The following is a 26,688-nucleotide window of genomic DNA, read 5'->3' as shown; positions in this document are numbered from 1 at the left end:
AATGCGTGTTAGTAAATCAGCGTATTGTTTACGTTAATACATTGTTAAACTTTACTGACCTGTATTACTTTACTTTGTACGCAATTTTTTTTACTTTTTACGCCAGAGCACAAAAAAGAGCATACTATGCCCCGATTAACACAAGCACCTGATCTAATTAGAGTATCTGCTCTACATGGCTATATTGAGCTGATCGAAAGCAAATTGGTGAACCCTGATATACTTTTATCACACGTTGGTTTAGACAGAAAACAACTACAAGATGCCAATAGCTTTGTGCAGTATCAGCAACTCATTCAACTGTTAGAGACCACGGCGAAAGAACTAAACCTGCCCTATTTTGGGTTAGAATTAGGGCGTTGGCAAAGCTTGGACATTTTGGGCTCTGTTGGTTATTTGGTGGGTAATTGCGACACCCTTGAATTGGCACTTAAAAATTTAACTAAGTATTATCACATTCATCAAAATAGCGCTGATTTACTCCTTGAAGTAGACCAAAACTATGTAAAACTATCATTTTTAGTTCGTAGTAGCTTAAAAGTGAGTGTCTATCATGGCGCTGATCTAGCCCTAAGTGTTGGGGTTAATTTATTAAAGAAACTAACCGATGATCAAATAAAACTGCACCGTTTGGAACTTCCCCATAGTTGTAATGAAAATCCGAGTGTTTATCGCCAAGCATTAGGTCAAGTTCCTGTGTTTAATTGTGCACACACAGCAGTCGTGTTTGAAAAAAAATACCTTAAACTCGCTATTAAGAACTCAGATAAGCAGTTGTTTTCTATACTCAGCCAACAGCTTGGGCTGATTCAAAACACCAAACGTGAAAATATCTCAGATCATGTTGAAGTGATGATCAAGCAGTACTTACTACACGAGGAGTTTGGGGTAAACCTTGTAGCCGAAAAGTTATCGATGAGTACCCGTAGCTTACAGCGCCACTTAACAAAGCATGGCACAACGTTTCGTGAATTAGTCGATGATGTACGCTGTCATTTGGCACATCAATATTTAATTGAATCTAGCCTCACTTTATCAAACATATCAGATATCTTGAGCTTTTCTAATTACAGCGAATTTACTCGATCTTTTAAACGTTGGTATGGTATTCCACCTAGAGATTACCGCAAGTTTCATTCCCATTAATGGCGTAAAAAGTCAAAAACAAGTCGTTTAAAGCTAAGTTTCACGTTAACAAATTGTATATATTCATTAGTCAAACAAGCTAAGGAATAACCATGAACACACATGATAACCTCACGCAATTAATTGAGCATAGTTGTAAGACTTATGCTGACTTTCCTGCCTACACAAGTGTGGGAAGAACATTCACTTTTTCTCAAGTAGAACAACAATCTCGCTATTTAGCCCAGTGGTTTCAACAGCAAAGTGGTCTTGTTGCAGGAGACAGAATTGCTATTCAACTATCTAATATTGTTGATTACCCTATCGTAACTTATGCAGCATTTCGTGCAGGATTAATCGTAGTCAATACCAACCCGCTTTATACTGCCCGTGAAATGCTACACCAGTTTAATGATGCAGAGGTAAAAGCCATTGTTATTCTTGATGCCCTTAGCGAAAAATTAGCAACAATTATTAATGATACATCCATTAAAACCGTTATTGTTGCAGCCGCTTTAGCTGAGCCAGCATTACAAGAGAATCAATTTTCGTTAAACGAACTCATTCGCCAAGGTGAAAGACTTGCCCCTCTTGACGCTCATCAAGCAAGTCGTGACGATATTGCTGTTTTACAATACACCGGTGGTACCACAGGAGTTGCCAAAGCAGCGATGCTTAGTCATGGCAACATCTTAGCCAATGCCGAGCAAATGAATGAGCGCTTTGACAACATTTTAACGCCTGGTCAAGAAACCGGTATTTGCCCGCTTCCGCTTTATCATATATATGCCTTTACGGTGAACATGGTTAGCTTATTTGCCATGGGGCAATTTAATGTACTTATTCCAAACCCTCGTGATTTAGATGCCTTAGTTAAACAAATCGAACCTTTTGATATTAATTACTTTTCAGGGATTAACACCTTGTTTATTGGTCTGTGTATGCACCCAAGGTTTAAAGCTCTAAATTTTTCAAACCTAAAAATGACCGTGTCAGGAGGAGCAGCTTTAACGCATGCTGCAGCTGATGCGTGGATGAGCACCACAGGTTGTACAATCACAGAAGGCTATGGCTTATCAGAAACCTCGCCTGTTGTGACATTAAACGATTTTCAAAATGAAGAAATTGGCAGCATTGGCCTCCCACTATCAAACACCACCGTGGAAATTTGGGATGAAAACGACGAGCCCGTTGCAGACGGTGAGTCTGGCGAGATAGTTGTTAAAGGCCCGCAAGTAATGATGGGCTACTGGCTGCGCCAAGAAGAAACCGATAAATGCATGAAACGTGGTTTTTTCAAAACCGGTGATGTGGGTCTGAAGCTACCAAGTGGTAATTACAAAATTGTAGACCGATTAAAAGACATGATTATTGTCTCTGGTTTTAACGTGTACCCTAACGAAGTTGAAAACATACTTTGTCAGCATCCGGCTATCTGCGAAGCGGCTGTTATTGGTGCAAAAGATGAAAAAACCGGTGAGCGTGTGTGTGCCTACATTACTTTAAAAGAGCAGATTGATGAACAACAAGTGAGTGACTACTGCCGCGAAAACTTAAGTGCTTATAAGGTGCCTAAATCAATCATTTTTATGGAACAATTGCCTAAATCGACGGTTGGCAAAATTCTACGTCGAGAGTTACGTCAGCAATAAAGCGATCGTTTTAGCCGCCTAACTGGTATAAAATAACTACGAGTTATTTTATACCAGTTAGGTAGTTTAAAGGTCATTATGGAAAAGTTTATTAATCACATTCAACTTGGTTACTTAGGTTTACTGCCTTTTTTAGGCTGTGTAGGCTGGCCGCTTATAGCAGGTAGTAATGCTGTTAACTTAGACTTTTTCACTTTTTATAGCATCGCCATTTTAGCCTTTATGGCTGGTAATTTATGGCATGCAGGCCAGCAAACGTATGCTGATGCCATCAAAGCAATTATTCCTATCTTACCGATTGGTTTTTTAAGCTTTTTACCGTCAAGCTGGATACTGGCTTGGCTTGCTGCGAGCTTTTGGCTCGTGCTGTTGTTTGAGAAAAGCACACCGCAGTGGCAAACCTATCACGTTGATTATCAAAAAATGCGATTCGTTTTAACCTCGGTTGTGTTTGTATGCCACATATTTGTAATTGGCATGAGTATCTATCCTGAGTAGCCCTTTTCTTGCGTTTGCGGTAACATCCGCGGCTCAGTTTTTTAAGGACTTGCTATGATAGATCAACTGCGCGCTAAACTAGATCACTTAGGTGAAAATTACGTAGAAAAAAACGCTCACTTTAAAATAAAAGTGATCCCATTTTTTTGTGCAATTCACATCAAAAAAGATCATAAAAACCAAGGCAATTTAAAGCTATACTCAAATCAGCTGATTGAAATATTTTTAGCAATCATGTTTTTATTATTCGGCTTAATGCTTTTTGATACAGATGCAGGCTTTACCCATGGCCCTATTCATATCGTTATTGCTGTTTTAATTAGTTTCAATCTAATTTTTAAGCAAATAGCCATAGAAGGCCTTAAAACTCGCTTAGCCCTTTGCCCTAAAATTTCAGTTGAAATAGCGCCAGGACAAGGCAAATAACCCCATGTATTTAGACCCTAGTTGGCGCATATTAACGGTAGGCGATGGTGATTTATCATTTTCACACTCTGTTGCTCGTTATATAAAACCAGCCAAGCTTGTTGCTTCAACTTATGATGATGCAAACACCATAGAACAAAAATATGCCGACAATGCACTTAGCGCCTTGCAACAACTTAATATTGAAACACTCACTGAGTTTGATGTAACAAGGCCAGACTCATGGCAGCGCTTAGATGGCGCTTGTTTCGATGTGGTTATTTTTCAATTTCCACTGATACCTGCATTTAAAGGTGAAGCCGCATTTAAAGCACACACCCAACAAGGGGGTATGAATGTATTAAACCGTGCTTTGTTGCATCGCTACCTAGACTACGCTAGCCAGTTTGCATTAGATAAAAACGGCCCGATGTTATGTTACATCACCTCTAAAGATGTAAAACCTTACCGCGAATGGAATATTGAGGGCAGCTTAAATCAAGGGCTTAATTGCCAATACCTTGGCCAAATGCCATTCGATATTAGCGTGTTTCCAGGCTATAAAATTCGCAATGTTGATCGCGATAAACACGTTAAAGATACTAGCGGCATTACCTATGTATTTAGCGAAAAAACTAACAATGAAATTACCCCTAAGCTTAGTTTTCCTGCTTATTTAGGTGAAAAATACTGTGCATTATGCCGCGTTGGCCCTTATATGGCCCAAGAAGATGAAGACAAACATTTGTTAAGCAAAAAACATAAACAAATGGAAAAATTTGAACAGAATTGGCAAGCATGGCTTGTACAAAACAGCGAGGAGTAACCATGAACTTTGTGATTGTAGGTACCAATTTTATAAGCGATACACTACTGAGTGCAGCTAAAGAAATTGAACATTTCTCCTTATATGGTGTGTGCTCTCGAGAGCAGCAAACAGGCGAGGCTTTCCTTATAAAGCACGATGCTCAAAACGCTAAAGTGTTTACCAATATTGAGCAAGTATGCGAAGACCCATTAGTCGATGCCGTCTACATTGCTGCACCAAATAGCTTACATAAAGACTATGCTGTAATGTGTTTAAAAGCTGGTAAACATGTTTTAGGTGAAAAGCCTTCGGCTGCTAATAGCAAAGAGCTTGAGGCCATCGTTCAGGCGGCCAAAACGCATCAACGCTTATACATGGAAGCGATGATGACTACCCATTTACCAAACTTTGCACGCTTAAAAAGTGCCATGGCAAAGATAGGCACGCCACGCAAATATATTGGCCAATATAGTCAGTACTCATCGCGTTACGATAAATATAAAAACGGCGAACGCCCAAATACCTTCTTGCCAGAATTTGCTAACGGTGCATTAGTCGATTTAGGTATTTATCCGCTGTATATTTTACTCGCATTATGGGGCGCGCCTCAGAGTGTAAAAGCCAGTGGTGTGTTGCTTGAAACTGGTGTTGATGGCGCTGGCGATGTGCTTTTGAATTACGCTGATAAGCAAGCGGTGATCAGCTATTCGAAAATCTCGCAAGGCGATAATTTTACTGAAATTCAAGGTGAGAAAGGCCGAATACGTATTGAAGCGGTGTCATTATTAAAGCGCATGCGATTTATTGGTAACGATGGCACGGTTGAAGAACTGTCTGAGCCATTTGATGATCACTTTATGCGCCATGAGGTCAGCCACTTTATTCAAGCTGCGAATGCAGGACAAATTGAGTCATCTGTTAATACTCATACACTGTCAAAACAAGTTATGGCTGTACTTGATGAAGCACGAAATCAGCTTGGCGTCGTGTATCCAGCAGACCAATAAATGCATTACTCAAGGGTGGTTGACTCTGCCCTTTTCATTTTCAAAATAAGCTTAAATGACCACCTCTAAATAACTTACCCGTAATTTTTATTGAAACAAAATTTTTGTACTATGGTTAATAGTACTTACTTTCAATATGAAGGGTAATACTTTGACTATACGCTTTTTACTCAGAACCGTTTTCGCAGCAACCATTACCCTTGCAGCCGGACTTCTCTTCATTATTTTATTTTTACAATCAGGCCAAGATGAGAGTATGGAGTCGGCTCAACAGCGTTATGAGCTAAGCCATCTTGCTCAGTTTTCATCTTCAAATTCGATTCGCCTTACTGAGCTTGCTCGTCAACATGTCGTAACCTTAGATCCTCGCTATGAAGTTGAATACCATCATCTTGTTGACCAAATTCAAGGAAAAGCAGCTTGGCTCAATGGTCAGAAAAAAAGCTATGTGCAGCGCTTAAAAGCCTTTAATGTCGCTACCGATGATTTGGCTTTATTACAAAAATCCAACGACTTATCACTCAAACTAGTCGAAACAGAAGAAAAAGCATTTAGCTTAGTCAGTGATTTACTTGGTCGAGATACTAACAACTTAACCGTCAGCGAGCATAAAAGATGGGTGCAAGCTATTAGGCTTTTAACCAACGATGCTTACATGGCCGAAGTTGAGAAAATTCAGCAGCCTGTAAAGGCCTTTTTAAATTCAATTGAGGAAAAAAGTGCAGCAGAGGTAAAAAATAATCATGACCGTGTGGTAACTTTCAGCCTAGTTAGCACCGCTTTAGTTCTAACCATCATTGCTACCTTGGTAGTGTGTTATTGGCAATTAGAGAAAAAAGTGATTAAAGCAACTCATGCTTTAATTAATGAGGCCAAGCGTATCTCTGAAGGAGATCTCTCTCGCTATATTGACCATAAAGCTGATGATGAAATAGGCCAACTTGCGGTCAGCTTCAACATTATGGTTGATAAGCTCTCCCAGCTTCTAAAAGAAATACATAATCAATCAGAGCAAGCACAAGTGGCAGCGAAAAGTTTAGATGAAATATCACAGCAAGCTAAAACACTCAATGATATTCAAAGCCAAGCTATTGAGGTAATTTCAAGCTCAGTCTATGAAAACTCAACGGCCGTTAAAGAGGTTTCTCAAAACTGTGCAGAAGCGGCAAGCAGTGCCACCGCTGCTAATCAAAAAACCAAAGAAGGCCTACAGGTTGTCCAACAAGGGGTAAGCTCTGTTGAGTCAGTGGCCGACACCTTAACCAAATCGCTAACAGATCTTAATCAGCTGGAAGCCTCAGTAAATGAAGTCACTGCTATTTTAAGTGTAATAAGTAACATTGCCGAACAAACTAATTTACTAGCACTGAATGCTGCAATCGAAGCCGCAAGAGCGGGTGAACAAGGCAGAGGATTTGCAGTGGTTGCTGATGAAGTAAGAACATTGGCTAGTCGCACACAGAGCTCAACCCTTGAGATCCAAGATAAAATTGACTCATTACAATCTGCAACCAATGCAGTAACGCAAAGGATCCGTTCAAGCGATGCGCAAATTAAAGAGGCGGTGCTCAATTCAGAAAAAGTAGGCCATATGCTTGATGAAATTAGCCTTCAAGCAAAAGCGATTTCTGATGCCAATATGACCATAGCTTCTGCATCTGAGCAGCAATCTCAAGTGACCGAAGAAATAGCCCTGCGTTTAAACGAAGTCCAAGATACAAGTCGTCAGTCGCAGCAACAAACACAAAATATTTCAGATTCTTCAAGCAAACTGGCTAACTTAGCAAATAACTTAAACGGGCAGATTAACCGCTTTAAATTGGGCTAGTCGCTGGTTCTGCTCAGCGACTAGCGATTAGTTTATTTAAAATCGGTAAGTAACAGATGCACCGATTGTTTGTGGGTTTACAACTGCAACGTAGCCTTGTGGGTAACGGCCACTAGCAGGCTCTTTTGCAGTATACGCCTCTTCATCTAAGGCGTTGTTGATGAAAGCACTGATCAGCCACTGTTCGGTATCGTAGCTCATCGATAAACGCGTAATGGTGTAATCACCTGCAACGCGCTCTTCAGTGTTCGTTAAATCGCCATAAAACTCATCAACATAATTAGCACTTAAATTGACTTTTAAACTATCAGTAAACCAGTGAGATACACCCAAACTCGCGGTTAACTCCGGCGCAGAATTTAGTTCATTGCCAACGGCTTCTGGGAACGCAATTGATTCATCTATTTTAGTTTTCAATAAACCAAAACCGCCATGTAATTGCCACTGTTCGCCCAGCATGCTGTAAGCTTCAACTTCTAAACCATAGCTATGGGCATCTTCAATATTAGTGATTTTACGCTCAGAGCTTAGCGCTTGATAACCGTTGAAGTTGTTGTAAAACACGTTGGCACTAATATTAATATCGCCATTATTTAAAACGCTGCGTGAGCCAATTTCATAGGTATTAACCGTTTCTTCATCGTAGTAGTAATAATCTTCTGCGGTAAAATCAAGGGCACCGCCCCCTGCATTGTAACCACGACGAGCACTAGCAAATAAAGTCGTTTCGTCGCTAATGTCATATTGAATCGCGAGCTTTGGTAAACGCAGTGTGTGAGAGTTATCAAGTTGTTCAACCAGCATATCACCACGAAATGCCATATTAAAATTACGTAATTGTTCTTCACGCTCAATGCGCAGACCCGCTGTTAATGTGAAATCACGACTTAGGTTAAAGCTTGTTTCACCATAAATTGCCGTCGATTTACTGCTATCGTCACCGTAATAGTTGGTTGCACCTACACTTTCAAAGTCTTGGTCGCGATCAAAATAAGCAAGACCCACAAAACCAGAGTAAAAATCATTGCTTAAACCAAAGTTCAATTTGGTATCGACAGTGATGTTACTCTCATCCATTGATACATCAGATTCTGCGCTTTCAAGTGGCTCGTATGCTTCAAAGCCCCATTTGTAATCCATATAAGCAACTAAAACATCTAACGAAAAATCATCGTTAATTTTGTAATCAACATTCACTTGCGTGGTGTCAGATTCAGTATCCATAATACGTTGATATAGCGGCTCATAATCAAATGGCTCATCCGCTAAAAAGTACTTACGACCCGAGTTACCCTCTTCACTATAAGTTGAATATGTTAGCTGTACTGATAAATCTTGGCTTGGTGTGTAAAGTAATTTAGCGCGTGTGCTACTGGTATTTAACTTGTTTAATTCACGATCAGTTGGGTTTGTTTCGTATACCGGCGGATTTGAAAATGTTTCGCCATCAACGTACTGAGTTGATAAACGAAATGCTAATACATCTTCAACTAACGCTCCTGATACCACTGCGGCAGTGTCTAGGTAGCTATCTTGGTTGCGATAACCGACGCGCACAGCGCCTTCAAAATCTTGAGTTGGCGCTTTAGTTGTCATGTAGACAGCACCCGCAATACTATTACGACCATTGCTGGTTGATTGCGGCCCTCGGTAAACCTCAATTTGTTCTACATCCCACAGACCCGTATCACCAGTTAAATCAGCTACAAACGGCTGGCTTACACCATCAATCAAGGTTGAGACACGAGCCTTTGAACCACCACTAAATGAGTTAAAGCCCGTTGCGCCACCATTACCAGACACACCTCGCATATCTGGCACCGAGCCCGTTAACACAACAACGTTCGCCATTTCTGACAGTGCTTCAGATATAGATGCAAGTTGGCCGTTTTCTAATAGCGACTTATCAACAACTGCCACTGACGACATCGTCTCTTTAAGTGACTTCTCAGTTTTTTCACCTGTAACAACAATGGTATCCATTGATTTTCGACTGCTTTGATCGTCGTCGGCCCACGCTGAACCTTGCGTAACAAGTAATGATGCAAGCATAACTTTGGTGAGTGAATTAAGTTTAAATGCTGTAGCCAATGTCCTTTCCCCGTAAGAGATTATTAGAATTAAACAAATTGCGTTTGATAAAAAACGCTAGGAAATTAACACAAGCTTAATGTTATTGCAATTGAGTTTAGTTATCATTTACAATGAGATTTACCGTTTACTACAACTATAATCTCATGCTCATTTTTACTGTTACTCTGCTTATCTTTTTCGCTGTCAGTATTTTATATTTCACCAGAAAACAGCAGCGATTCTTAAAAAAACCAATTAAAAAACAATGGCGATTACTTTCAATTGCGTTAACTATTTGCGCATCAATACTTGCCCTTCAACAATTCTCAGTCACAGCGGCCGTGTTCTACATCATCTTTAGTGTGATGCTAATGTTGATGCTGCTCCCTTTTGCGAGCCTGCTGCAAAGAAAAGGATAACTCATGACAAGTTCAGCTAAACGCCAACCAACTTGGTTCGGGAAAACGCTAGCAGGTGCAATTTTAGGGTTAGCACTTTCATTTATTTTCGTTGCTTTTTTTGCTTGGTATGGCCCTGGAGGCATTGATGCTCGCGATAAAGTGCAATTTAACATGTGGATGATCACGCCGGTTTGGCTAACCATTTTTAGTTTTAGTTATTTGTTCAACTCAGCAAAGCAAGCTTGGCTTGTACTTGGTGGGTTAACTGTGCTGCTTTATGGCGTATTTTTTATGCTAAGGAACGCATTATGAAAGTCAGATCGGATATTCTTCGCACCTATCAAGGAGTACACACATGGACAGGCATCATTGCAGGTTTAGTGCTATTCATAGGTTTTTATGCTGGCAGCTTGACCATGTTCAAACACGAAATCCAGCAATGGGCTGCCCCCATTCAAGCTCCTAAAGTCACCAGCTCTAATTATGACTACCAAACGCTGGTAGATACGGCAATTAATGAGCAAGGCGAACAACTTGCTAAAGGCTTTAACCTTGATTTACATACCCAAGATGCGCCTCTTTCGTGGTATATCAAAGGCAATGCCCGAGGCATGGAGCTTGATAAACAACTGAACTTCGCCCACCTAAATGCTGATGGCAGTTTAAACGTCAGCGTACAAACCGAAAATGAACTTGCTGATTTAGTAGACTATTTACACCGTACAGCGGGCTTCATTGGCGAAATTGGCCATGACCAATCAGGGGTGTATATTCTTGGTATTGCCTGTATTTTGTATTTTTTAGCTTTGGTCTCAGGAGTGATTATTTTACTGCCGACATTAGTTAAAACTTTTTTTGCACTGCGAAAAGAAAAAGGGCCTAGTCGATTTTGGCTTGATAGCCATAACCTTGTCGGTATAGCCAGTTTACCATTTCATTTAGTCATTGCTTTTACCGTGGTGGTATTTGCATTTCATGATTTTATTTATGGTGGTTTAGCACAATTTTATGATGGTAAGCCGCTATTTCAGCGCCCTACGCCTGCGGCGCAAAGTTTTCATATTGAAAACTTGCCACGCATTGATGAGCAAGTACTCGCAGCGAAAAACTATGCCCCCGGCTATGAGCCAATCCATATTCGCTATAGTAATTTAAATTCAGCATCACCTTCTGCGGTGTTTATGATGAGTAACAATAATGCGGTAGTACGCGGCCCAGATACTGATTATTTATTTATGAACCCGTACACACTAGAAGTGGTTAACTCAAGCTACCCGCAAGGCGAAGATGCAGTGTGGGGTAACATGGTTGCCAGTATTTTCTCACTCCATTTTGGCACTTATGGAGGAGACTGGGGTCGTTGGGGTTACTTCATTATGGGATTACTTGGCGCCTTCTTATTCTATTCAGGTAATCTACTGTGGATAGACAAACGCTTCAAAAAAGATCCTAATAAACGCAGTACCTTGTTTATGGCAAAACTCACCATTGGCGTTTGTTTAGGGTCTATGATTGCCGTTGCTTTTACACTCGTCGCTGCCAAATGGCTACCTGCATTTGTTAGCAACACAAACTACGCTACCCTATACAGTTACTATGCAGCCTTTTTTGTTTTTGTAATATATAGCTTCTTAAAACCTGTGCAAAAGGCAACCACGGTTGGGTTTTATTTACTCGCAAGTCTGTGTGCATTAATGGTGTTATCTACGCTAGTAAAACTTGCCAGCGACACCAATTCACTATTTTACTCAAGCTATTTAGTTGATATTGTCGCTGCTATTTTTGCGGCTACTTTCTTTAAAGTGGCAAAACGCCAGCAGCAAAAACAGGCCACGCAAACCATCATGCCGACCTTTGAACAAGCAGGACAAAGTTAAGCACTCTCTTTATGGGTATCAAAGCAATTTGATACCCATAATTTTGCTTTATCGAAAATCTGTGTCCGTTTAACGAAAAACATTTCTTCTCCCTCAAAACATCAGTAGAATCGCCGCAAACTTGAACTATTAACTTTCATAAGGACAGTGATGCAGCGCACCATTCCACCGTTTTTTATTGCTGTTATTTGCGTGCTTCTTGCAATGGTTACCATTCAATCTGGTGCCTCTGTTGCAAAGCAATTATTCCCTTTAATAGGCCCTGAAGGTACCACAGCACTTCGATTAGGTTTTTCAGCTGCTATTTTGTGCCTGGTTTTTAAGCCTTGGCGAGCTTTTCCGCCGATAGGGCAACGCATGCCGATCATCGTTTATGGACTGAGTTTAGGTGGCATGAATATCCTGTTCTATTACGCGATTGAGCGCATTCCTTTAGGCATTGGTGTTGCTCTGGAGTTTACTGGCCCCCTTGCTGTTGCCCTACTTTCATCTCGTAAAAAGCGCGATCTGTTTTGGGTAGCCTGCGCCATTGTTGGCATTATTTTATTGCTACCTGACATGAAAGGCGAAGACAGCCTCGATCCTGTGGGCGTGATCTTAGCCCTTGCAGCAGGTGCATGTTGGGCGTTTTATATATTGTTTGGCAAAAAAACTGGAAACCAAGGCTCTGGCGGGATGACTGTAGCCATGGGGATGAGCGTCGCCGCGATTGTGCTTGTGCCTTACGGCGCCGTTTCGCAAGGCGCTGCATTATTGAGTTGGGAAGTATTACCACTTGGTATTTTAGTGGCTATTATGTCTAGCGCACTACCCTATACGTTAGAAATGGTGGCACTTCGCAATATGCCCGCACAAGGCTTTAGCATCATGATGAGTTTAGAGCCTGCGATCGCAGCATTGGCTGGTTTTATAATTCTCTCTGAATTTTTAAGTGTATGGCAGTGGCTGGCCATTTTATTAGTGATTACCGCCTCGGTTGGCAGTTCGATGTCAACCCAACAAAACGACAAATAAACTCTCCACCTATCTTTATTTAAAGGCGCATAATGCGCCTTTTTCATTTTATTTAATCCACAAGTTTAAATTTAACTTACAAACCATTTAAAATTGTTAATAATGAAACTTATTTGTATAATGCAAACCATTCTCATTACTACGCAAATAACGGAACTAGAATGCTTATCGTAAGAAAAACAAAGATAGCTGCAGCCATAGCGAGCTTTTTAACCCTCTCATTATGTGCGCAAACAGCTTTAGCTGATGACGCTGACATTGAAAAAATTGTTGTAAAAGGGCAAAAAATAGACCGAACCTTACAAGAAACACCAGCAAGTGTTGCCGTGATAACGAGTCAAACAGTAGAGCGTGAAAACTTAAATGATTTTTACGATGTATTAGCGCGAACACCTAATACATCAGGCACCGATGGTGCTGGGTTTAATATTCGTGGAATCGATGCATTTAATGTCACTGGCGGCGGCTCTGGTGGGCTAGCAAGTGTCTATATTGATGGTGCCCCTGTGCCTTATCGAATGATGCAACAAGGCGGCTTCTCAACATGGGATATTAGCCAAGTCGAGATATTACGAGGTCCGCAATCAACTTTGCAAGGGCGTAATTCTTTAGCAGGCGCAGTGGTAATGAAAACTCGTGATGCTATGCATGAATTTGATTTTAAAGGTCGCTTAGGAGTTGGCGAGTATGGTACACAAGAGGCCGCTGTTGCTTTTGGTGGCAGCTTAATTGAAGACGAGTTAGCATTTCGTGTTAGCGGTGAAAAACGTGACTTTGATGGCTACAATACTAATGTTGCAACAGGCAAAGAATCTGACTTTGATAACAACGAATTTTATCGTGCGAAGCTGCGTTATACCCCCTCTGCATTACCTGAATTTGAAGCACAATTTAGTTTTATGCACAGCGAAAATGACAAAGGTATCGACTGGGTTATGGTTGAAAGTGGTCATCAAGACTACCCTATTAATGATATCTACAAAGACAGGTACGTATACTTAGATTCGCCGACTTATGAATGGACAGATACTGACTTATACATTTTAAACCTTGATTACGATCTTAATGATCAATGGTCATTTGCATCTATCACTACTTACTCTGACGCTGCCTATGGTTATGAGTGGGATGGTGATGCGAGTATGAATCCACCAAAATCGACTCTAACTGATGTAAGAAAAGACGAAACAAAAACACAAGAGCTACGATTTACTTATGATGGCGATAAACTTTCTGGTTTGATTGGCTTCTATTATTCAGATCTTGATGTTTTTGATAGTAGTGGTGGTGAGCGAGGTATTACATTTGCAGATCTAGGTGTGCGTTCATTATTAACTGCACCGGCTGAATTCGGTGGTCTAGGTTTACCTGCAGCATTAGCTGATCTAGTACTGCAATTTTATGCCGCAGCAGATCCTGTTTTTATTGGCCAAAACTCTGATTACATTCAAAAAGTAAAAACTAAAGCATTGTTTGCTGATTTTACTTATGAAGTTAACGACAACTGGGATATATTTGCCGGACTTCGTTACGACAAAGAAGAGCAAGCCAACGGCACAATTGCAGACATCTATATCACAGAGCAAACTCAAGCTGTACTGCCAAACCCAGAAGACTTCGCAACCAACCCTATGCTTGCCCAATTGGTAGCCGGTATTAACCAGCAGCTTTTCGCAATGGCAGATGGCGCATCAGGGGATGAGCCTGTAGAGGATGCTGATTTTGACTCATGGCTACCAAAGTTAGGGGCAACATACCGCTTCAATCAAGATATTTCTACAAGCTTCACAGTACAAAAAGGCTATCGCTCAGGCGGTGTCGGCACCAATGTAGCAAAAGCGACACCATTTACTTTTGATCCTGAGTATACATGGAATTATGAACTTGCATTTCGCTCAGTCTGGTTAGATGAAAAGTTAGTAGTCAACGCCAATATTTTCTACCTTGATTGGACCGACCAACAAATTGCGGTTTATCTATCAGGTAATCAATACGATAGAGAAACTCGCAATGTCGGTAAATCACACGTTCAAGGCTTTGAAACAGAAATTAGTTATGAACTTACAAATAACCTTAACTTTTATGGTGGGTTAGGTTATTCAAAAACCAAAATTGATGAGTTTGTTACTGACGTCAATGGCTCAGACGAAGATTACCAAGGCCGTCCTTTCGCTGGGGCACCAGAGTGGACTGCACTTGTTGGCTTAGATTACTTTAACGAACAAGGTTTCGTTGCAAATATCAATGCAAGCTATACAGGAAGCTCACAACGCTTGTCTATTCCCAAAGAAACAAGTGACAGCATTTTTATTGATCCACGAAATGAAGCCTACTGGTTAGTAAATACGCGAGTTGGTTATCAATGGGATAATTATGGCGTTTATGCACTAATCGAGAATCTACTTAATGAACAATACGTTGCACTTGAACCAGCTGGTTTTAACAATCAAACATTAAGCTCACCAAGAACCGCGAGTATTCGTTTCGAAGTAAACTTTTAATAAAATGCGGCGGCTAAGGCCGCCTTTTTGAGGGGCATAAAAATGACTAAAAACCACACCTTCTCTGCAACTAAGCGGCGCCATTTTATGGCTTGTTTACTTGCCTTGCTGACTGCGATTGTAATGATCCCAGGAATGACAACATACCTTCCATTTGCGATTGAAGAACAAATACTTATTCCAATAATGTTGTTTCCTTTAATTTGGACAGCCTTGTTTATCTATGCCTATATGGCTGAAAAAGCGTGGCACCCTTTTGCATTGATGTTATTTATTTTGATAAGTCATGGTGGTCTGAGCTACTTAGCATTGACTGGGGGGCAGTCATGAAATCAATCAGCTTGAAAAAACTTTTCTTAATGCATAGCTGGGTCGGTATAGTGACTGCCATCTTGCTGTTTATTGTTTGCTTCACTGGTGCGTTAGCAGTGTTAAGCCGCCCAGAACTAAAGATTTGGGCAAATCCAGAGCTACATCAACTCAGTACACTTCCAAGCGAAAAAATCACAGATATAATAAATACATACCATAAAACTGTACCGAAAGAGTTTGGCGAAAATATTCATGTGTATTTACCAACGGGGCACAATACACATTTACTAACCGTATTGTTTGAATCACACCATGGAGATGAAAACTACAGCGAAGCGGCTGCTTATGCTTATCAGTTTGATCCGCGTAATTATCAATTAGTGAATGAATACTATGGGGCAACGAGTTACTTTTACGAACACAGAAAAACAGATGCCCCATCATTTATCGGGCATTTTCATGCAGACCTACATTTAGGTAGGCCTATAGGCTTAATTTTAACCGGATTCTTAGGGTTAACGTTGCTTGTTTCTACAGTGACTGGTTTATTTATACATCGACAATTTTTTAAGGAGCTATTCACATTTAGGCGCAAAAAACCGCTTGATGTCATTATTAACGATGGCCATAAAATTATGGGGATTTGGGGCAGCTTATTCCATGCAGTCATTGGTTTTACAGGTGCTTTTTTAGGGCTTGCTACCGTTATTTTGCTACCCGCAGCGGCATTTGTTAGCTTTGGCGGCGATCAAGAGAAATTGATTGAAAAGTTCACCGCCATTCCAGAACCCATTATCAGCGAACAATTTCAAGCCACAGATATAAATGCTATTTTGCTAGATGCACAAGTACGCTACCCAAAAGCAAAGATAATTGATCTCACTATAATGGCGCATAATGATGCAAATGCAGAAGTCTACATGCGACTAATTGGTGGTGAGCAAGTGGCTTCACAATTGTTGAAATACCATGGCTCTGGTGAATTTGTAAAATCAATGAGCAGTTTTGGCGATATACCAGGGGCATCAATTAAAGTACTAGAGTTATTGTTTCCGCTTCATTTTGGTAATTTTGCAGGCGTGTTTGTTAAATTAGTTTGGGTATTGCTAGGGCTGAGCACTGCGTTGTTACCGCTCTCAGGTATGATGATGTGGCTTGCCAAACGCAGCCGGGGCAATAACCCCACACTCAGTAAACAAGCGTATCAGCGCTGGAACAGACTTATCATTGGTACTTGCGGTGGCCTTGTATTAGCGTGTGCTATTTTATTCCCTGCTCAAATACTATTAAATAACCTGGTCGATAGTACCTTGCATAACAAGGTATTTGCTCCATTATTCTTTTATAGCTGGTTAGTATGGTCTTTATTGGCTCTATTACCGTTGAACTATCAGCGTTTTTTACAAATCACGCTTATTGTCATTGGTGTAGCATGTTCGGCCATCTTACCTCTTAATCTAATACTTTCATCCAGTCACGCTTTTAGCGCAGCTAACCTGTTAGTGAGTGTCGTTGATATGAGCTTTTTTGTAATCGGCGTTACCGTGTTATATGGCGCTTTTTGTAAAGTGAATATTCAAGATATCTCTAAAACGAAAAAGTTAGAACAGGAGTTAACAGTATGAACTTACTTCTCCTTATTGCCACAATAATATTACTTTTAGGTAGTAATTTACTGCTTAGAAGCACAATAAGAACCTATAACCTCTTATCACCGTGTTTACTAATTATTGCAACAATATTACTAACACTCATTTATGGTGTAGTTGCAGGTGTTTTCATCACCATTGCAAGCTTCCTCCTGACAGGCCTATTAACTGCACTATGCCTTGGAAAGGCACAGTAAGTTTTAGTGAAGGCTGCGTAATAGCAGCCCTCACCCACCTTCCCAAAAAACGCAAAAATACCGCAAATAAATAATGATAATAGTTATCACTTGTGATACATTTTGCAAAATTATTGTATTACAAATAAAACTATTATTTTAATTCGTATCGTAAGCAAAATGCCGTATTGAATACCAATTAAAATAATAAAAATCATAACCCCTTGGAGATCATAATGAAGTTCACCCAGTTGCCTGTAGCCGCAGCCATCGCTTATACACTTTACCCTCAAATCAGCTATGCAGAGCAAATAACTGAAACAGAAGCCAATGTCGAAAAAATCGAAATTGTTGGCATACGTCAGAACCGTATTAGTGAAGGCGCGACAGGTTTAGCACTCGAAATTGATGAAACTCCGCAATCAATTAGCGTGATCTCTGCTGAGCAATTAAAAAATTACTCTGCTTTTAACGTCAATGATGCTTTACGCTTAGCACCTGGTATCAATGTTGAAGAATGGGAAACTAACCGTACTAACTATACATCACGTGGTTTTGAAATTAAGAATACACAAATCGATGGGGTTGGCTTACCGAATGACTGGGGTATTGTCACTGGCGCAATGGAAGCGTACGGCTATGAAAAAATTGAAGTTATTCGTGGTGCTAATGGCTTACTTACTGGTGTAGGTAATGCTTCGGGTACGCTTAACTATGTGCGCAAACGCCCTAAAAACGAAAACGGCGGCGAAATCGGTGTCTCTGTTGGCTCTTGGGATTTTAAACGTTTACAAGCTGACTATTCACTATTATTAACCGAATCAGGTAGTTGGGCTGCACGCTTTGTGGCTGCTGCAGAAGATAAAGAGTCATATCTCAATGGACTTGAGAACAACCGAGAGTTTTTCTCTGCGGTAGTAGATGGTCAGCTTACAGATAACTCAACGGTTACTGTGGGATATTCATATCAAGATGCAGACACCGATGGCAATACTTGGGGCGGCCTTGTTTATAACTACACAGATGGCACACAAGCTAAATGGGATGTCAGCGACACAACCACCCAAGAGTGGACAATGTGGGACACCATTAACACCTCTGCATTTGTTGAATACAACTATGTTTTTGCAAACGCGTGGCAACTTCAAGCGAGCTACAACTTCCGTGGTTTTGAAGAGCAAGACAAACTATTTTATGCCAGCGGCAGCATTGATAAAGACACCAATCTTGGCCTAAGTGGTTGGCCGGGTCGTTACGACAGCGAAGTAGATGCTGATTTATTTGAAATCAAAGCATTTGGTGCCTTTGAATTGTTTGGTAAAGAGCACCAAGCAAGCTTTGGGGTAAGCCATGCAAAAAGTGATGATGTGATGTATCAACACCCGTTTGATTTTGCAAATACACCAGCTTATGGACCAACGCCTGCGTTCCCGTACGATTTAGATGCGATCCCAGAACCTGAATGGTTAACACCGGTTCTTTATTCAGATATTGAACAAAAGCTAACCCGTTACTTTGGCTCGGCTCAGTTAAATATTACTGATAAATTATTTACCGTGGTTGGTTTTAACGCTATTGAATTTGAACGCTCAGGCATGAATGCCGGTGCATCTATCGATAATGACGAGAGCGAAACAAGCCCATATATCGGCTTTACCTATAAGTTAAACGATGATTTAAACTTATATGCTAGTTACTCAGATATTTATCAGCCGCAAGAACAAGCTGATTACAACGGCCAATACTTAGCACCTACCAAAGGCACTAACTTTGAAACCGGTGTTAAGGCTTCTTGGTTTGATGATGCTCTAATGACAACATTTGCCTATTTTACTGCAGAGCAAGATAACTTTGCACAATACGCAGGCCTGACTGAAGATGGTATTTATTACTATGAAGGCGTGTCTATTGAGTCAGAAGGCTATGAATTTGAAGTTACTGGTAAAATCACCGACGCTATGAATATCGTCGCATCTTATACGCATATTGATGTTACAGATGAAAATGGTGATGACACCAATAAATGGGCACCTCGTGATGTTGTCGGTGTAACAGTGGATTATGCACTAACAGATGCAGTGGTGGTTGGTTTAAATGGCCGTTGGCAATCTAAAATTGAAAGCACTGATTACAATGTTAAGCAAGGTAGTTACGCGCTGCTAAACGCCTTCGCACGCTGGAATATTAATGACCAAGTTGCAGTACAGGCAAACGTTAATAATATTACTGATGAGCAGTACATCAATAGCTTACAAACTGTAGGTTATTATGGCGCACCAACAAACGGTAGCCTCACTCTGACCTATAAGTTCTAAACGCTGTTTAGAAAAAAGTGTCGCCCGTTTGGGCGACACACATCTATTAATTAGGGCAATTACCTAATTCATAATACCCAGCACTAGTTTGCGCTAAGGTACTGGTATAAAAAGTGTTATAAAGACCTAGGTTATCACCTGAGCCTACCGCATAGGCGTAAGAGCCATTCGTGGTTGCGCGATTTGCTTGCACATGTGCATAGTTGCTAGAGGTGGTTTCAGTGCATTGGTAATCACCATTCGGGGTTGAGTCACACGCATCACCCACACCATCTGCATCACTATCCAGTTGATCACTATTGGCCACCAGCGGGCAGTTATCTAGGCTATCACTAACACCATCGCTGTCGGAGTCACTCGTTTCACCATCAGGAGTACTGTCACACACATTACCAACCCCGTCATTATCGTTATCGGCTTGATCAGCATTCGCCACATTCGGGCAATTATCTGCACCGTCGAGCACACCGTCGTTGTCTGCGTCATTAGTCGGTTCGGTGGTGGTTTTGCATGCCTGTAATGGCCCTGCACAACTTGAATCACCATCAGCAATCCACTGACATTGATTTGTGCCCGCTGAATACTCGCGCATAGTAAATGCTGCGGTTCCAAACGCTAAATAACAGGCAGAATAACCTTCGCCCCAGCTAATGTGGCCTTCGTTGATATGAAGATTGTAATCGCCTGTCACGCCAGCATCGATGACAAAACTAATGCTATCTGTTGATGTAAGCGCAGTATCATCAGTTGCGGTGATCACTGCGTTATTATTGCCACCAGCTAGATTGCATTGCTCAGCAAAATACTCTAGCCCATTCACTGTAGCTGTCACATCACCATTGCTAAAACTGACCACGACAGTACTTAAGTTTTGATTATCATCAATCACCGTTCCCGTCACTGTAGCGCACTGCCCGTTTACACTTGCCGCAGTATCACTCAGTAGCGGTGCTGTAGCTGCAGGCTCTGGCCCGACACGTACCTTAAGATTAGCTTCATCACCTTGTTTCGCTTCATTATCTGTGGCACTTACACGCACTTCATAAAGTCCATCGCTGAGTACGCTTGTCACCCCGCTAAAGCTATTATTCGCATCGACTTGTACGTTCAGTGATTCAATTAAGCTTGCCGCGCCACTGGCTAGGCTATACACGTTTATATCAACATTGGTTACATTGCCTTCTGGGTCGACTGCACTGCCTGTAATGGTGAGCTGGTTATTACTGACTGTGGCAGTTAAATTACTAATTTCAGGGCCTGCATTACGATCAACTCGTTTATTATTAGCCGCAAAGTACTCACCGAGATAGGTTGCAAAATTAATACTGTTTGCCGCCACATAATCGCCAGACGCACCTTGTCCGCCCGACCACGAGTGATCCAAATTATTAAACCACAGCATAGCAACCCGATTGTCTTGCCAAAGTGACTGCTCAGCGGTACGTGTTGCATCATCACTTATTGTCGTCGTGCCTGAAAGTTGATTAACCTCATAAAGGGCAGCAAAGCCATCTGCGTTTTGTTGGTTATAACAGGTATTGACTGTGGTATCGGCAGTACCGTGACCAATCACCGCTATTTGTGTCGCAAAATGATCTTTATAACTGCCAGCATAGCTTTCACAGCGGGATACAAAGGTGTTTTCAGACACTGTTTCACAGGTCGAAATTGCCCCACTTGAACTTGTGCCGATGGTTGGCCCAGCGCTTGGTGCAACCCCGGCAAATACATCAGGCGCTACACAAGCCGTTTGTGCAGCCATTGCAGCCCCAGATGATAAGCCTGCAATATACACTTGTTTAGGGTCAATATTACGCGTTGCATCAGAACTTAATACATTGGCTAAATTAATTAAATTTTTATAATCACCAGAGCTGCGATTGATTGCTCCTTGCCAATATGACCAGCAGCTATAGCCTGCTTTATTCATCGCATCAGGAGCGGCTATTACCATACCATGGGCTTCGGCTGCATCTTCAAGATTCGCAGTTAAGTAGTTATTAATGGGTTGCACGCAGCCATGCAGTACCAGCATCAAAGAATGGCCATTGCCTATGCTTGATTGCGTATCAGGAGTGTAAATATGAACATTATTAAAACCGCCAATGCTGACATTTTGCTGCCAACTCCCTGCAAAACTTGGCTGCGAGAAAATAGCAGCACAGAGCACTGCGAGCGGAGTAAACGACGCTGATTTCCGTTTACATAATTGTGTTACTTTTTGCATATATCGCCTTTATAGTCGTTATCATTGTTGTCTGTCAGTTGATGACTAACTCAATGTAGTAGAACTATTCAAAAAGCGACCTATAACTATAGTGCTATACATCTATTGCAAAACAAACCAAAAGCACCACAACCTGATTTATTGTCATTTACGAAACTTAAGCCAGTTTCATTAACAAAGCCAACGTAACTCGTTGGCTTTGCTTTTGCTAAGGAGTAGGCTTAAAAATTAAACCCAACTGATAGCCAATAACGTCGACCATCTTCAACATATCCGTATTCAGCTTCGGTGATTTCTTTATCAAATAAATTATAAACACCAAACCCTAACTTAATGCTGCGGCTTAAATCATAGTTACCACCGATATCAGCCAAGGTGTAATCTGGCGCAATTAAGCTGTCTTGTGACGGACCTGTTGTCGGCTGACTTTCCTCACCACGGTAATGTACACGCAACCAGGTGCCTAGCTTATCAACCGGGCGCCAATTAACTGATGTTTGTAAAATGTGTTTAGGTAATTGATTAAGTGGGCTGCCTTTGTACTCACCAGTTTTTTGCTCAGAATCGGTGTAGGTGTAGTTGGCACTTACATCAAGCTCACTGGTAATGTCGTAAGATACTGATAACTCAAAACCTTGTGTAACGGCCTCATCCACATTGACATAGGTCGTTGGCATCGAACCAAACTGGTTTGGTCCATCAGTACACTGGGTGAGTGGGCACGAAATACGGGTAATTTTGTCTTCAAATTCGTTGTAAAATACGGTGCTTGAAAGCGATAAATCACGGTTTGCATCGTAATAGATACCCATTTCGTAGTTTACAGATTTTTCAGGGCTTAAATCTGGGTTACCGTAAATATTACCACCTCGGCTCACTTGCCCCCACGCTGCAGTAGATTGACGAATATTCGGCGCTCTAAAGCCTGTAGAGATACCCCTTTTACCGTCAACGACTTAGTTGCTGTATACACACCATATAAACGCGGGCTGAAATGGCCTGAAAAATTGCCATCATGATCATAACGAAGACCGGTAGTGAGTTTAAACTGCTTGGTTGCTGCCCACTCATCTTCGGCAAACACCGACCACTGCTCGTTCTCAACATGGGTTAAGTCACTAATGCGGTTACTGGTGTAATCGTCCAGCTCTTCTTTTAAATATGAGGCACCAAATGCAGCATTATGATTGGTAAAAGGTAAAGTCCAGCTGGTTTGCGCATCGGTATTTTCGACATACATTTCGCGAGAGGTATTATCGAATTTATCGTACTTTAGGTAACTGCGTGATGAGCCAAAATCATAAAAACCATTATGGCTTAGTGAATAGCTCTCTTGGTCATACTCTGTGGTTGATGACTCAGGACAGCCATTTCGACCGCAGCTTTCGCCTTCAGCTAAAGGAGCAACCGTTTTGCCTAATGTTTCGTCGAGTTTTTGTTTTGCAGAGCCTACTTCAAGCATGATTTCGTGGTTATCAGAAGGCGTTAAGATGAACTTAGCTTTGATATTACTTTGCTCTTTGCCACGAAAACCTGCTTCAAAATCGTCTTCGTCACGCTTTGAGAATTGACCAGATAACTGCATACCTAATAACTCAGGAATTAAGCCACCCGCTGTGAAAAAGCTACCTTGATTGATATTGCCCGATTCACTTGATTCTTGAATGGTGCTATCTAAGCGTAGTTCACCGTACCATTTTTCTGGTGTTTTACGGGTAATAATATTGATAACCCCACCGATTGCATCTGAGCCATATAATGACGACATAGGGCCACGGATAACCTCGATGCGTTCAATCGCTGAGATAGGCGGAGTCCATGCTCCTTCAACACCAGGGCCATCACTATTTGGGCGGGTTTCACGAGAGGTTTGACGCTGGCCATCAATTAAAATCAAAGTATATTGACTTGCCATACCACGAAGACTGATATCTTTTCTGTCGCCACCACCTGTGACAACCACACCAGGAACATCTGTCATTGCATCGGTTAGATCACGATAAAAACGCTTTTCGAGTTGCTCACGATCAATAACACTGATGCTGGCTGGTGCCTCTTTAAGCATCTGCTCATAACCTGAAGCAGAAACTACAATCACTTCCATGTCTTGCTTTTTATCATCTGCATTTGCAGAATAAGACAAACTAGCCAGTATAGCTGCCGTTAATGGTAAAATGTTCGTAACAACCCTCGTCATAATAATACTCCGTGACATTTTGTTTATTAATGATAATAATTAGCGTTTGCATACTAATGAGAAGTCCCGATTTTCACAATTTACGATTTCTTAAAACTGAATTAAGAAGGCCTGAACTATGAATTCCAAGCTGATAAAAACACTACGCGTTTTTTCTCGTACTGTAGAGACAGGCAATATGAGCGGTGCAGCTGCAGAGTTATCGATGACCACATCGGCTGTGAGTCAACACATTAAGCAATTAGAACAAGAAATCGGATTAAGCCTATTTAACCGCAGCCCACGCGAACTTACCTTAACCGAAGCCGGCCATCTGTATTATCAAAGCTGTTTAAAAATGCTGGCACTTGCTGATCAAGCCAGTACGCAATTACAACATTTGCAAAATAAGCCCAGTGGCGAGCTTAAATTAGTGGCGCCAGTGGGTTTTGGTGGAGGATTATTAAGCGAGCCGTTGGAGCGCTTAATTAACGAATTTGATGATTTACGTATTCAGTTAATTTTGACTGACGAGCCAATTGATATGATTAAATGCGGCGCTGACTTAGCAATCGCTATTGGCCCATTAACAGATTCCAACCTAGTAGCAAGGCAATTAGCAACGTGGCCACTAAAGTTGTGCGCCCATAAAGATCATCCAATTAGTCAAATAAAACAGGCTCGCTGGCAAGATCTCAACCAGTTTGCCAGAATTGGACACAGTAATGCTGACAGCAACGCATTTAACCCTTCTACATTAGAAAGCAAGCCACTGCCAAAGGCTAAAATTACAGTGAACAACATGCAAAGTTTAATCAAACTTGTGATTGATGGTGTTGGCTATGGCGTGTTACCCGAACCAGAAGTTAGGCATTTAGTAAAATCGAAAGAACTGGTTGAAATAGCACCTGAATGGGCAATGCCAAACTATACTGTTTATGCTGTAACACCAGCCCGAGACAGTTTAGCGGCAAAAACAAGAACTGCCATTGATACTTTAAAACTATGCTTTAACCATGTGTCTAAGCAAGTTGAATTAGTTGATTAAGACTCATAAAGGATAATAGCCATTTGCAATATGCAGATGGGTATTATCCAACTTAGCGTTAACCTAGCGCCAGCCAAACGCCTACACCCATCATAAGCGCGCCAGCAATACGGTTTAACCACTTCACATTATCGCCTTTATCTAAAAACAGCCTTAAGCTTTTACCGCCTGTTGCGTAAATCAACATACAGATAAATTCGCTCAGCATAATAATGCTCACTAATACCGCAAGCTGAGGAGCAACCGCTAAATCAACATTAATAAACGGAGGGAGTAAAGAAATCATAAATGCCCACCCTTTTGGGTTTGCAATGGCAGTGATATAACCCTGCGAAAATAATTGCCCACGACCAATTTGTTGCTGTGTAGCATCGTTAGGTTTAAAGCTGGTTTTAGCGCGCCACATATTAACACCTAAGTATATTAAGTACGCGCCACCTAGGTATTTTAAAAAGACAAATAAGTCAGGGTAATTAAGCATAATACTAGCAACCCCAATCACCGCAGCAATGGCTACCGTGGCAACCCCTAACACCTCACCGACCATCATCCACAGCGTACGTCTAACGCCTACACTCATGCCTAACGTCATGGCGAGCGTCATACACATACCAGGTGTAATCGAAACAAAGAAAAAGGTCGGAATAAAAACCGCGAGTACTGCTAAATCGAGCATAAATGCAATCACATGTTTATTGCTTAAAAAGAGAAAGCGATTAAATCACATTCACTTAAATAAGCAAACAAACACGCGATTGCTAACAGGCTTATAAAAACATACCGCCTGATGCTTCAATGCGTTGCCCGGTCACCCAACGGTTTTCATCACCGAGTAGCTGCGCAATCATAGGACCAATATCATCAGCTTGGCCAACGCGTCCCATGGCTGTAAATGAACTCACTAATTGCGCAACATGCTCATTATCACGGACAGCACCGCCACCAAAATCAGTGGCAATTGCGCCAGGCGCGACGACATTCACGGCAATATTGCGAGCAGCAAGTTCCTTTGCCATGTATTTGGTTAATACTTCAACGGCTCCTTTCATGGTGGCGTAGGCCGCTTTTCCTGGTAATGCAAAACGTGTCAGCCCTGAAGATAAGTTAATAATACGCCCGCCATCATTGATCATCTCATGCAGTGTTTGCGTTAAGAAAAACACCCCTTTTACATGTACATTCATCAAATTATCAAACATAGCTTCGCTGGTATCAGCAAATGCACTATCACTGCCATGGCCTGCGTTATTAATTAAATAATCAAATCGAGACGTTTGCCATTGTGTTGCCAAGGTACTTTCAAGTGTTTGTTTAAATTCAGCAAAACCTAAAATATCGCTCACATCAAGTTGAATGGCGACAGCTTTTGCCCCTAGCGCTGCAACTTCTTCTACAACGTGCTGCGCTTCATCTTTATGGCTTCTGTAAGTAAATACACAATCAATGTTCTTACGTGCCAAACTTAACACTGTTCTGGTCAACTCCAGCCGGACACTTTTCTTAAAGAATTTTCATACTCTACTGGTGACTGATCGTTATTAGCTGAGTGCAGCCTTTCCAGATTGTAATATTTCATATATTCAGTAACATCACTTT

Annotated in this window: 20 protein-coding genes and 1 pseudogene; 15 read left to right on the top strand and 6 right to left on the bottom strand. The window is 41.3% G+C overall.

Going from position 1 to position 26,688, the window contains the following annotated elements:
- The first annotated feature begins 126 nt into the window (after window positions 1-126).
- From L1266_RS07955 to L1266_RS07925, 7 genes are all read left to right on the top strand, one after another.
- Window positions 127-1,146: an AraC family transcriptional regulator gene (locus tag L1266_RS07955; RefSeq protein WP_235377246.1), complete on the top strand. Its 1,020-nt coding sequence runs from the start codon at window positions 127-129 to the stop codon at window positions 1,144-1,146.
- 92 nt (window positions 1,147-1,238) lie between these two features.
- Window positions 1,239-2,777, top strand: a complete 1,539-nt coding sequence (locus L1266_RS07950; RefSeq protein ID WP_235377245.1) for an AMP-binding protein — start codon at window positions 1,239-1,241, stop codon at window positions 2,775-2,777.
- A gap of 78 nt (window positions 2,778-2,855) precedes the next feature.
- Window positions 2,856-3,275, top strand: a complete 420-nt coding sequence (locus tag L1266_RS07945) for a DUF3429 domain-containing protein (protein ID WP_235377244.1) — start codon at window positions 2,856-2,858, stop codon at window positions 3,273-3,275.
- A gap of 54 nt (window positions 3,276-3,329) precedes the next feature.
- The gene (locus L1266_RS07940) at window positions 3,330-3,701 is read left to right on the top strand and encodes a hypothetical protein (protein WP_235377243.1); all 372 of its coding nucleotides are present in this window, start codon (window positions 3,330-3,332) and stop codon (window positions 3,699-3,701) included.
- 4 nt (window positions 3,702-3,705) lie between these two features.
- Complete coding sequence (locus tag L1266_RS07935; RefSeq protein WP_054553964.1) at window positions 3,706-4,506, top strand: class I SAM-dependent methyltransferase; 801 nt, start codon at window positions 3,706-3,708, stop codon at window positions 4,504-4,506.
- 2 nt (window positions 4,507-4,508) lie between these two features.
- Window positions 4,509-5,495, top strand: a complete 987-nt coding sequence (locus tag L1266_RS07930; protein ID WP_235377242.1) for a Gfo/Idh/MocA family protein — start codon at window positions 4,509-4,511, stop codon at window positions 5,493-5,495.
- 151 nt (window positions 5,496-5,646) lie between these two features.
- Window positions 5,647-7,323, top strand: coding sequence for a methyl-accepting chemotaxis protein (locus L1266_RS07925; RefSeq protein ID WP_235377241.1), 1,677 nt, complete (start codon window positions 5,647-5,649; stop codon window positions 7,321-7,323).
- A gap of 36 nt (window positions 7,324-7,359) precedes the next feature.
- Here the strand turns inward: L1266_RS07925 and L1266_RS07920 are convergent, their stop codons facing one another.
- The gene (locus L1266_RS07920) at window positions 7,360-9,375 is read right to left on the bottom strand and encodes a TonB-dependent receptor (protein ID WP_235377348.1); all 2,016 of its coding nucleotides are present in this window, start codon (window positions 9,373-9,375) and stop codon (window positions 7,360-7,362) included.
- 443 nt (window positions 9,376-9,818) lie between these two features.
- Between L1266_RS07920 and L1266_RS07915 the strand changes: the two genes are divergently transcribed.
- From L1266_RS07915 to L1266_RS07885, 7 genes are all read left to right on the top strand, one after another.
- Entirely contained in the window at window positions 9,819-10,109 is a 291-nt protein-coding gene (locus L1266_RS07915) for a hypothetical protein (RefSeq protein ID WP_235377240.1), read from the top strand.
- Window positions 10,106-11,674 (top strand): PepSY-associated TM helix domain-containing protein, encoded by a 1,569-nt coding sequence (locus tag L1266_RS07910; RefSeq protein WP_235377239.1) that lies wholly within the window; start codon window positions 10,106-10,108, stop codon window positions 11,672-11,674. The genes L1266_RS07915 and L1266_RS07910 overlap by 4 nt, the downstream gene beginning before the upstream one ends.
- Before the next feature lie 150 nt (window positions 11,675-11,824).
- Window positions 11,825-12,688, top strand: a complete 864-nt coding sequence (locus L1266_RS07905) for an EamA family transporter (protein WP_166340735.1) — start codon at window positions 11,825-11,827, stop codon at window positions 12,686-12,688.
- Between the two features lie 161 nt (window positions 12,689-12,849).
- Window positions 12,850-15,189, top strand: coding sequence for a TonB-dependent receptor (locus L1266_RS07900; protein WP_235377238.1), 2,340 nt, complete (start codon window positions 12,850-12,852; stop codon window positions 15,187-15,189).
- Window positions 15,190-15,231: 42 nt separating this feature from the next.
- Window positions 15,232-15,519: a hypothetical protein gene (locus L1266_RS07895; protein WP_054553971.1), complete on the top strand. Its 288-nt coding sequence runs from the start codon at window positions 15,232-15,234 to the stop codon at window positions 15,517-15,519.
- Entirely contained in the window at window positions 15,516-17,126 is a 1,611-nt protein-coding gene (locus L1266_RS07890) for a PepSY-associated TM helix domain-containing protein (RefSeq protein WP_235377237.1), read from the top strand. Before L1266_RS07895 ends, L1266_RS07890 begins: the two co-directional genes overlap by 4 nt.
- A 436-nt stretch (window positions 17,127-17,562) precedes the next feature.
- Window positions 17,563-19,641, top strand: coding sequence for a TonB-dependent siderophore receptor (locus tag L1266_RS07885; RefSeq protein WP_235377236.1), 2,079 nt, complete (start codon window positions 17,563-17,565; stop codon window positions 19,639-19,641).
- 46 nt (window positions 19,642-19,687) lie between these two features.
- Here L1266_RS07885 and L1266_RS07880 read toward each other — a convergent pair whose 3' ends face one another.
- Together L1266_RS07880 and L1266_RS07875 are read right to left on the bottom strand one after the other, a co-directional pair.
- Window positions 19,688-21,868: an extracellular catalytic domain type 1 short-chain-length polyhydroxyalkanoate depolymerase gene (locus L1266_RS07880; RefSeq protein ID WP_235377235.1), complete on the bottom strand. Its 2,181-nt coding sequence runs from the start codon at window positions 21,866-21,868 to the stop codon at window positions 19,688-19,690.
- 221 nt (window positions 21,869-22,089) lie between these two features.
- Window positions 22,090-24,065, bottom strand: a pseudogene (locus tag L1266_RS07875) (ligand-gated channel protein).
- Between the two features lie 118 nt (window positions 24,066-24,183).
- On the opposite strand from L1266_RS07875, the gene L1266_RS07870 reads away from it, so the two are divergent.
- On the top strand, window positions 24,184-25,092 hold the full coding sequence (locus L1266_RS07870) for a LysR family transcriptional regulator (RefSeq protein WP_235377234.1): 909 nt from the start codon (window positions 24,184-24,186) through the stop codon (window positions 25,090-25,092).
- Window positions 25,093-25,150: 58 nt separating this feature from the next.
- Here the strand turns inward: L1266_RS07870 and L1266_RS07865 are convergent, their stop codons facing one another.
- From L1266_RS07865 to L1266_RS07855, 3 genes are all read right to left on the bottom strand, one after another.
- Complete coding sequence (locus tag L1266_RS07865; RefSeq protein WP_199529070.1) at window positions 25,151-25,768, bottom strand: LysE family translocator; 618 nt, start codon at window positions 25,766-25,768, stop codon at window positions 25,151-25,153.
- A gap of 91 nt (window positions 25,769-25,859) precedes the next feature.
- On the bottom strand, window positions 25,860-26,561 hold the full coding sequence (locus tag L1266_RS07860; protein WP_235377233.1) for an SDR family NAD(P)-dependent oxidoreductase: 702 nt from the start codon (window positions 26,559-26,561) through the stop codon (window positions 25,860-25,862).
- 8 nt (window positions 26,562-26,569) lie between these two features.
- On the bottom strand, window positions 26,570-26,688 hold a 119-nt coding region (locus tag L1266_RS07855; protein WP_235374343.1), incomplete at its 5' end, for an IS3 family transposase.

It is taken from the genome of Pseudoalteromonas sp. Cn5-37 (assembly GCF_021532495.1).
Taxonomy (GTDB): domain Bacteria; phylum Pseudomonadota; class Gammaproteobacteria; order Enterobacterales; family Alteromonadaceae; genus Pseudoalteromonas; species Pseudoalteromonas simplex.
This window is presented reverse-complemented; position numbering and strand designations above follow the sequence as displayed.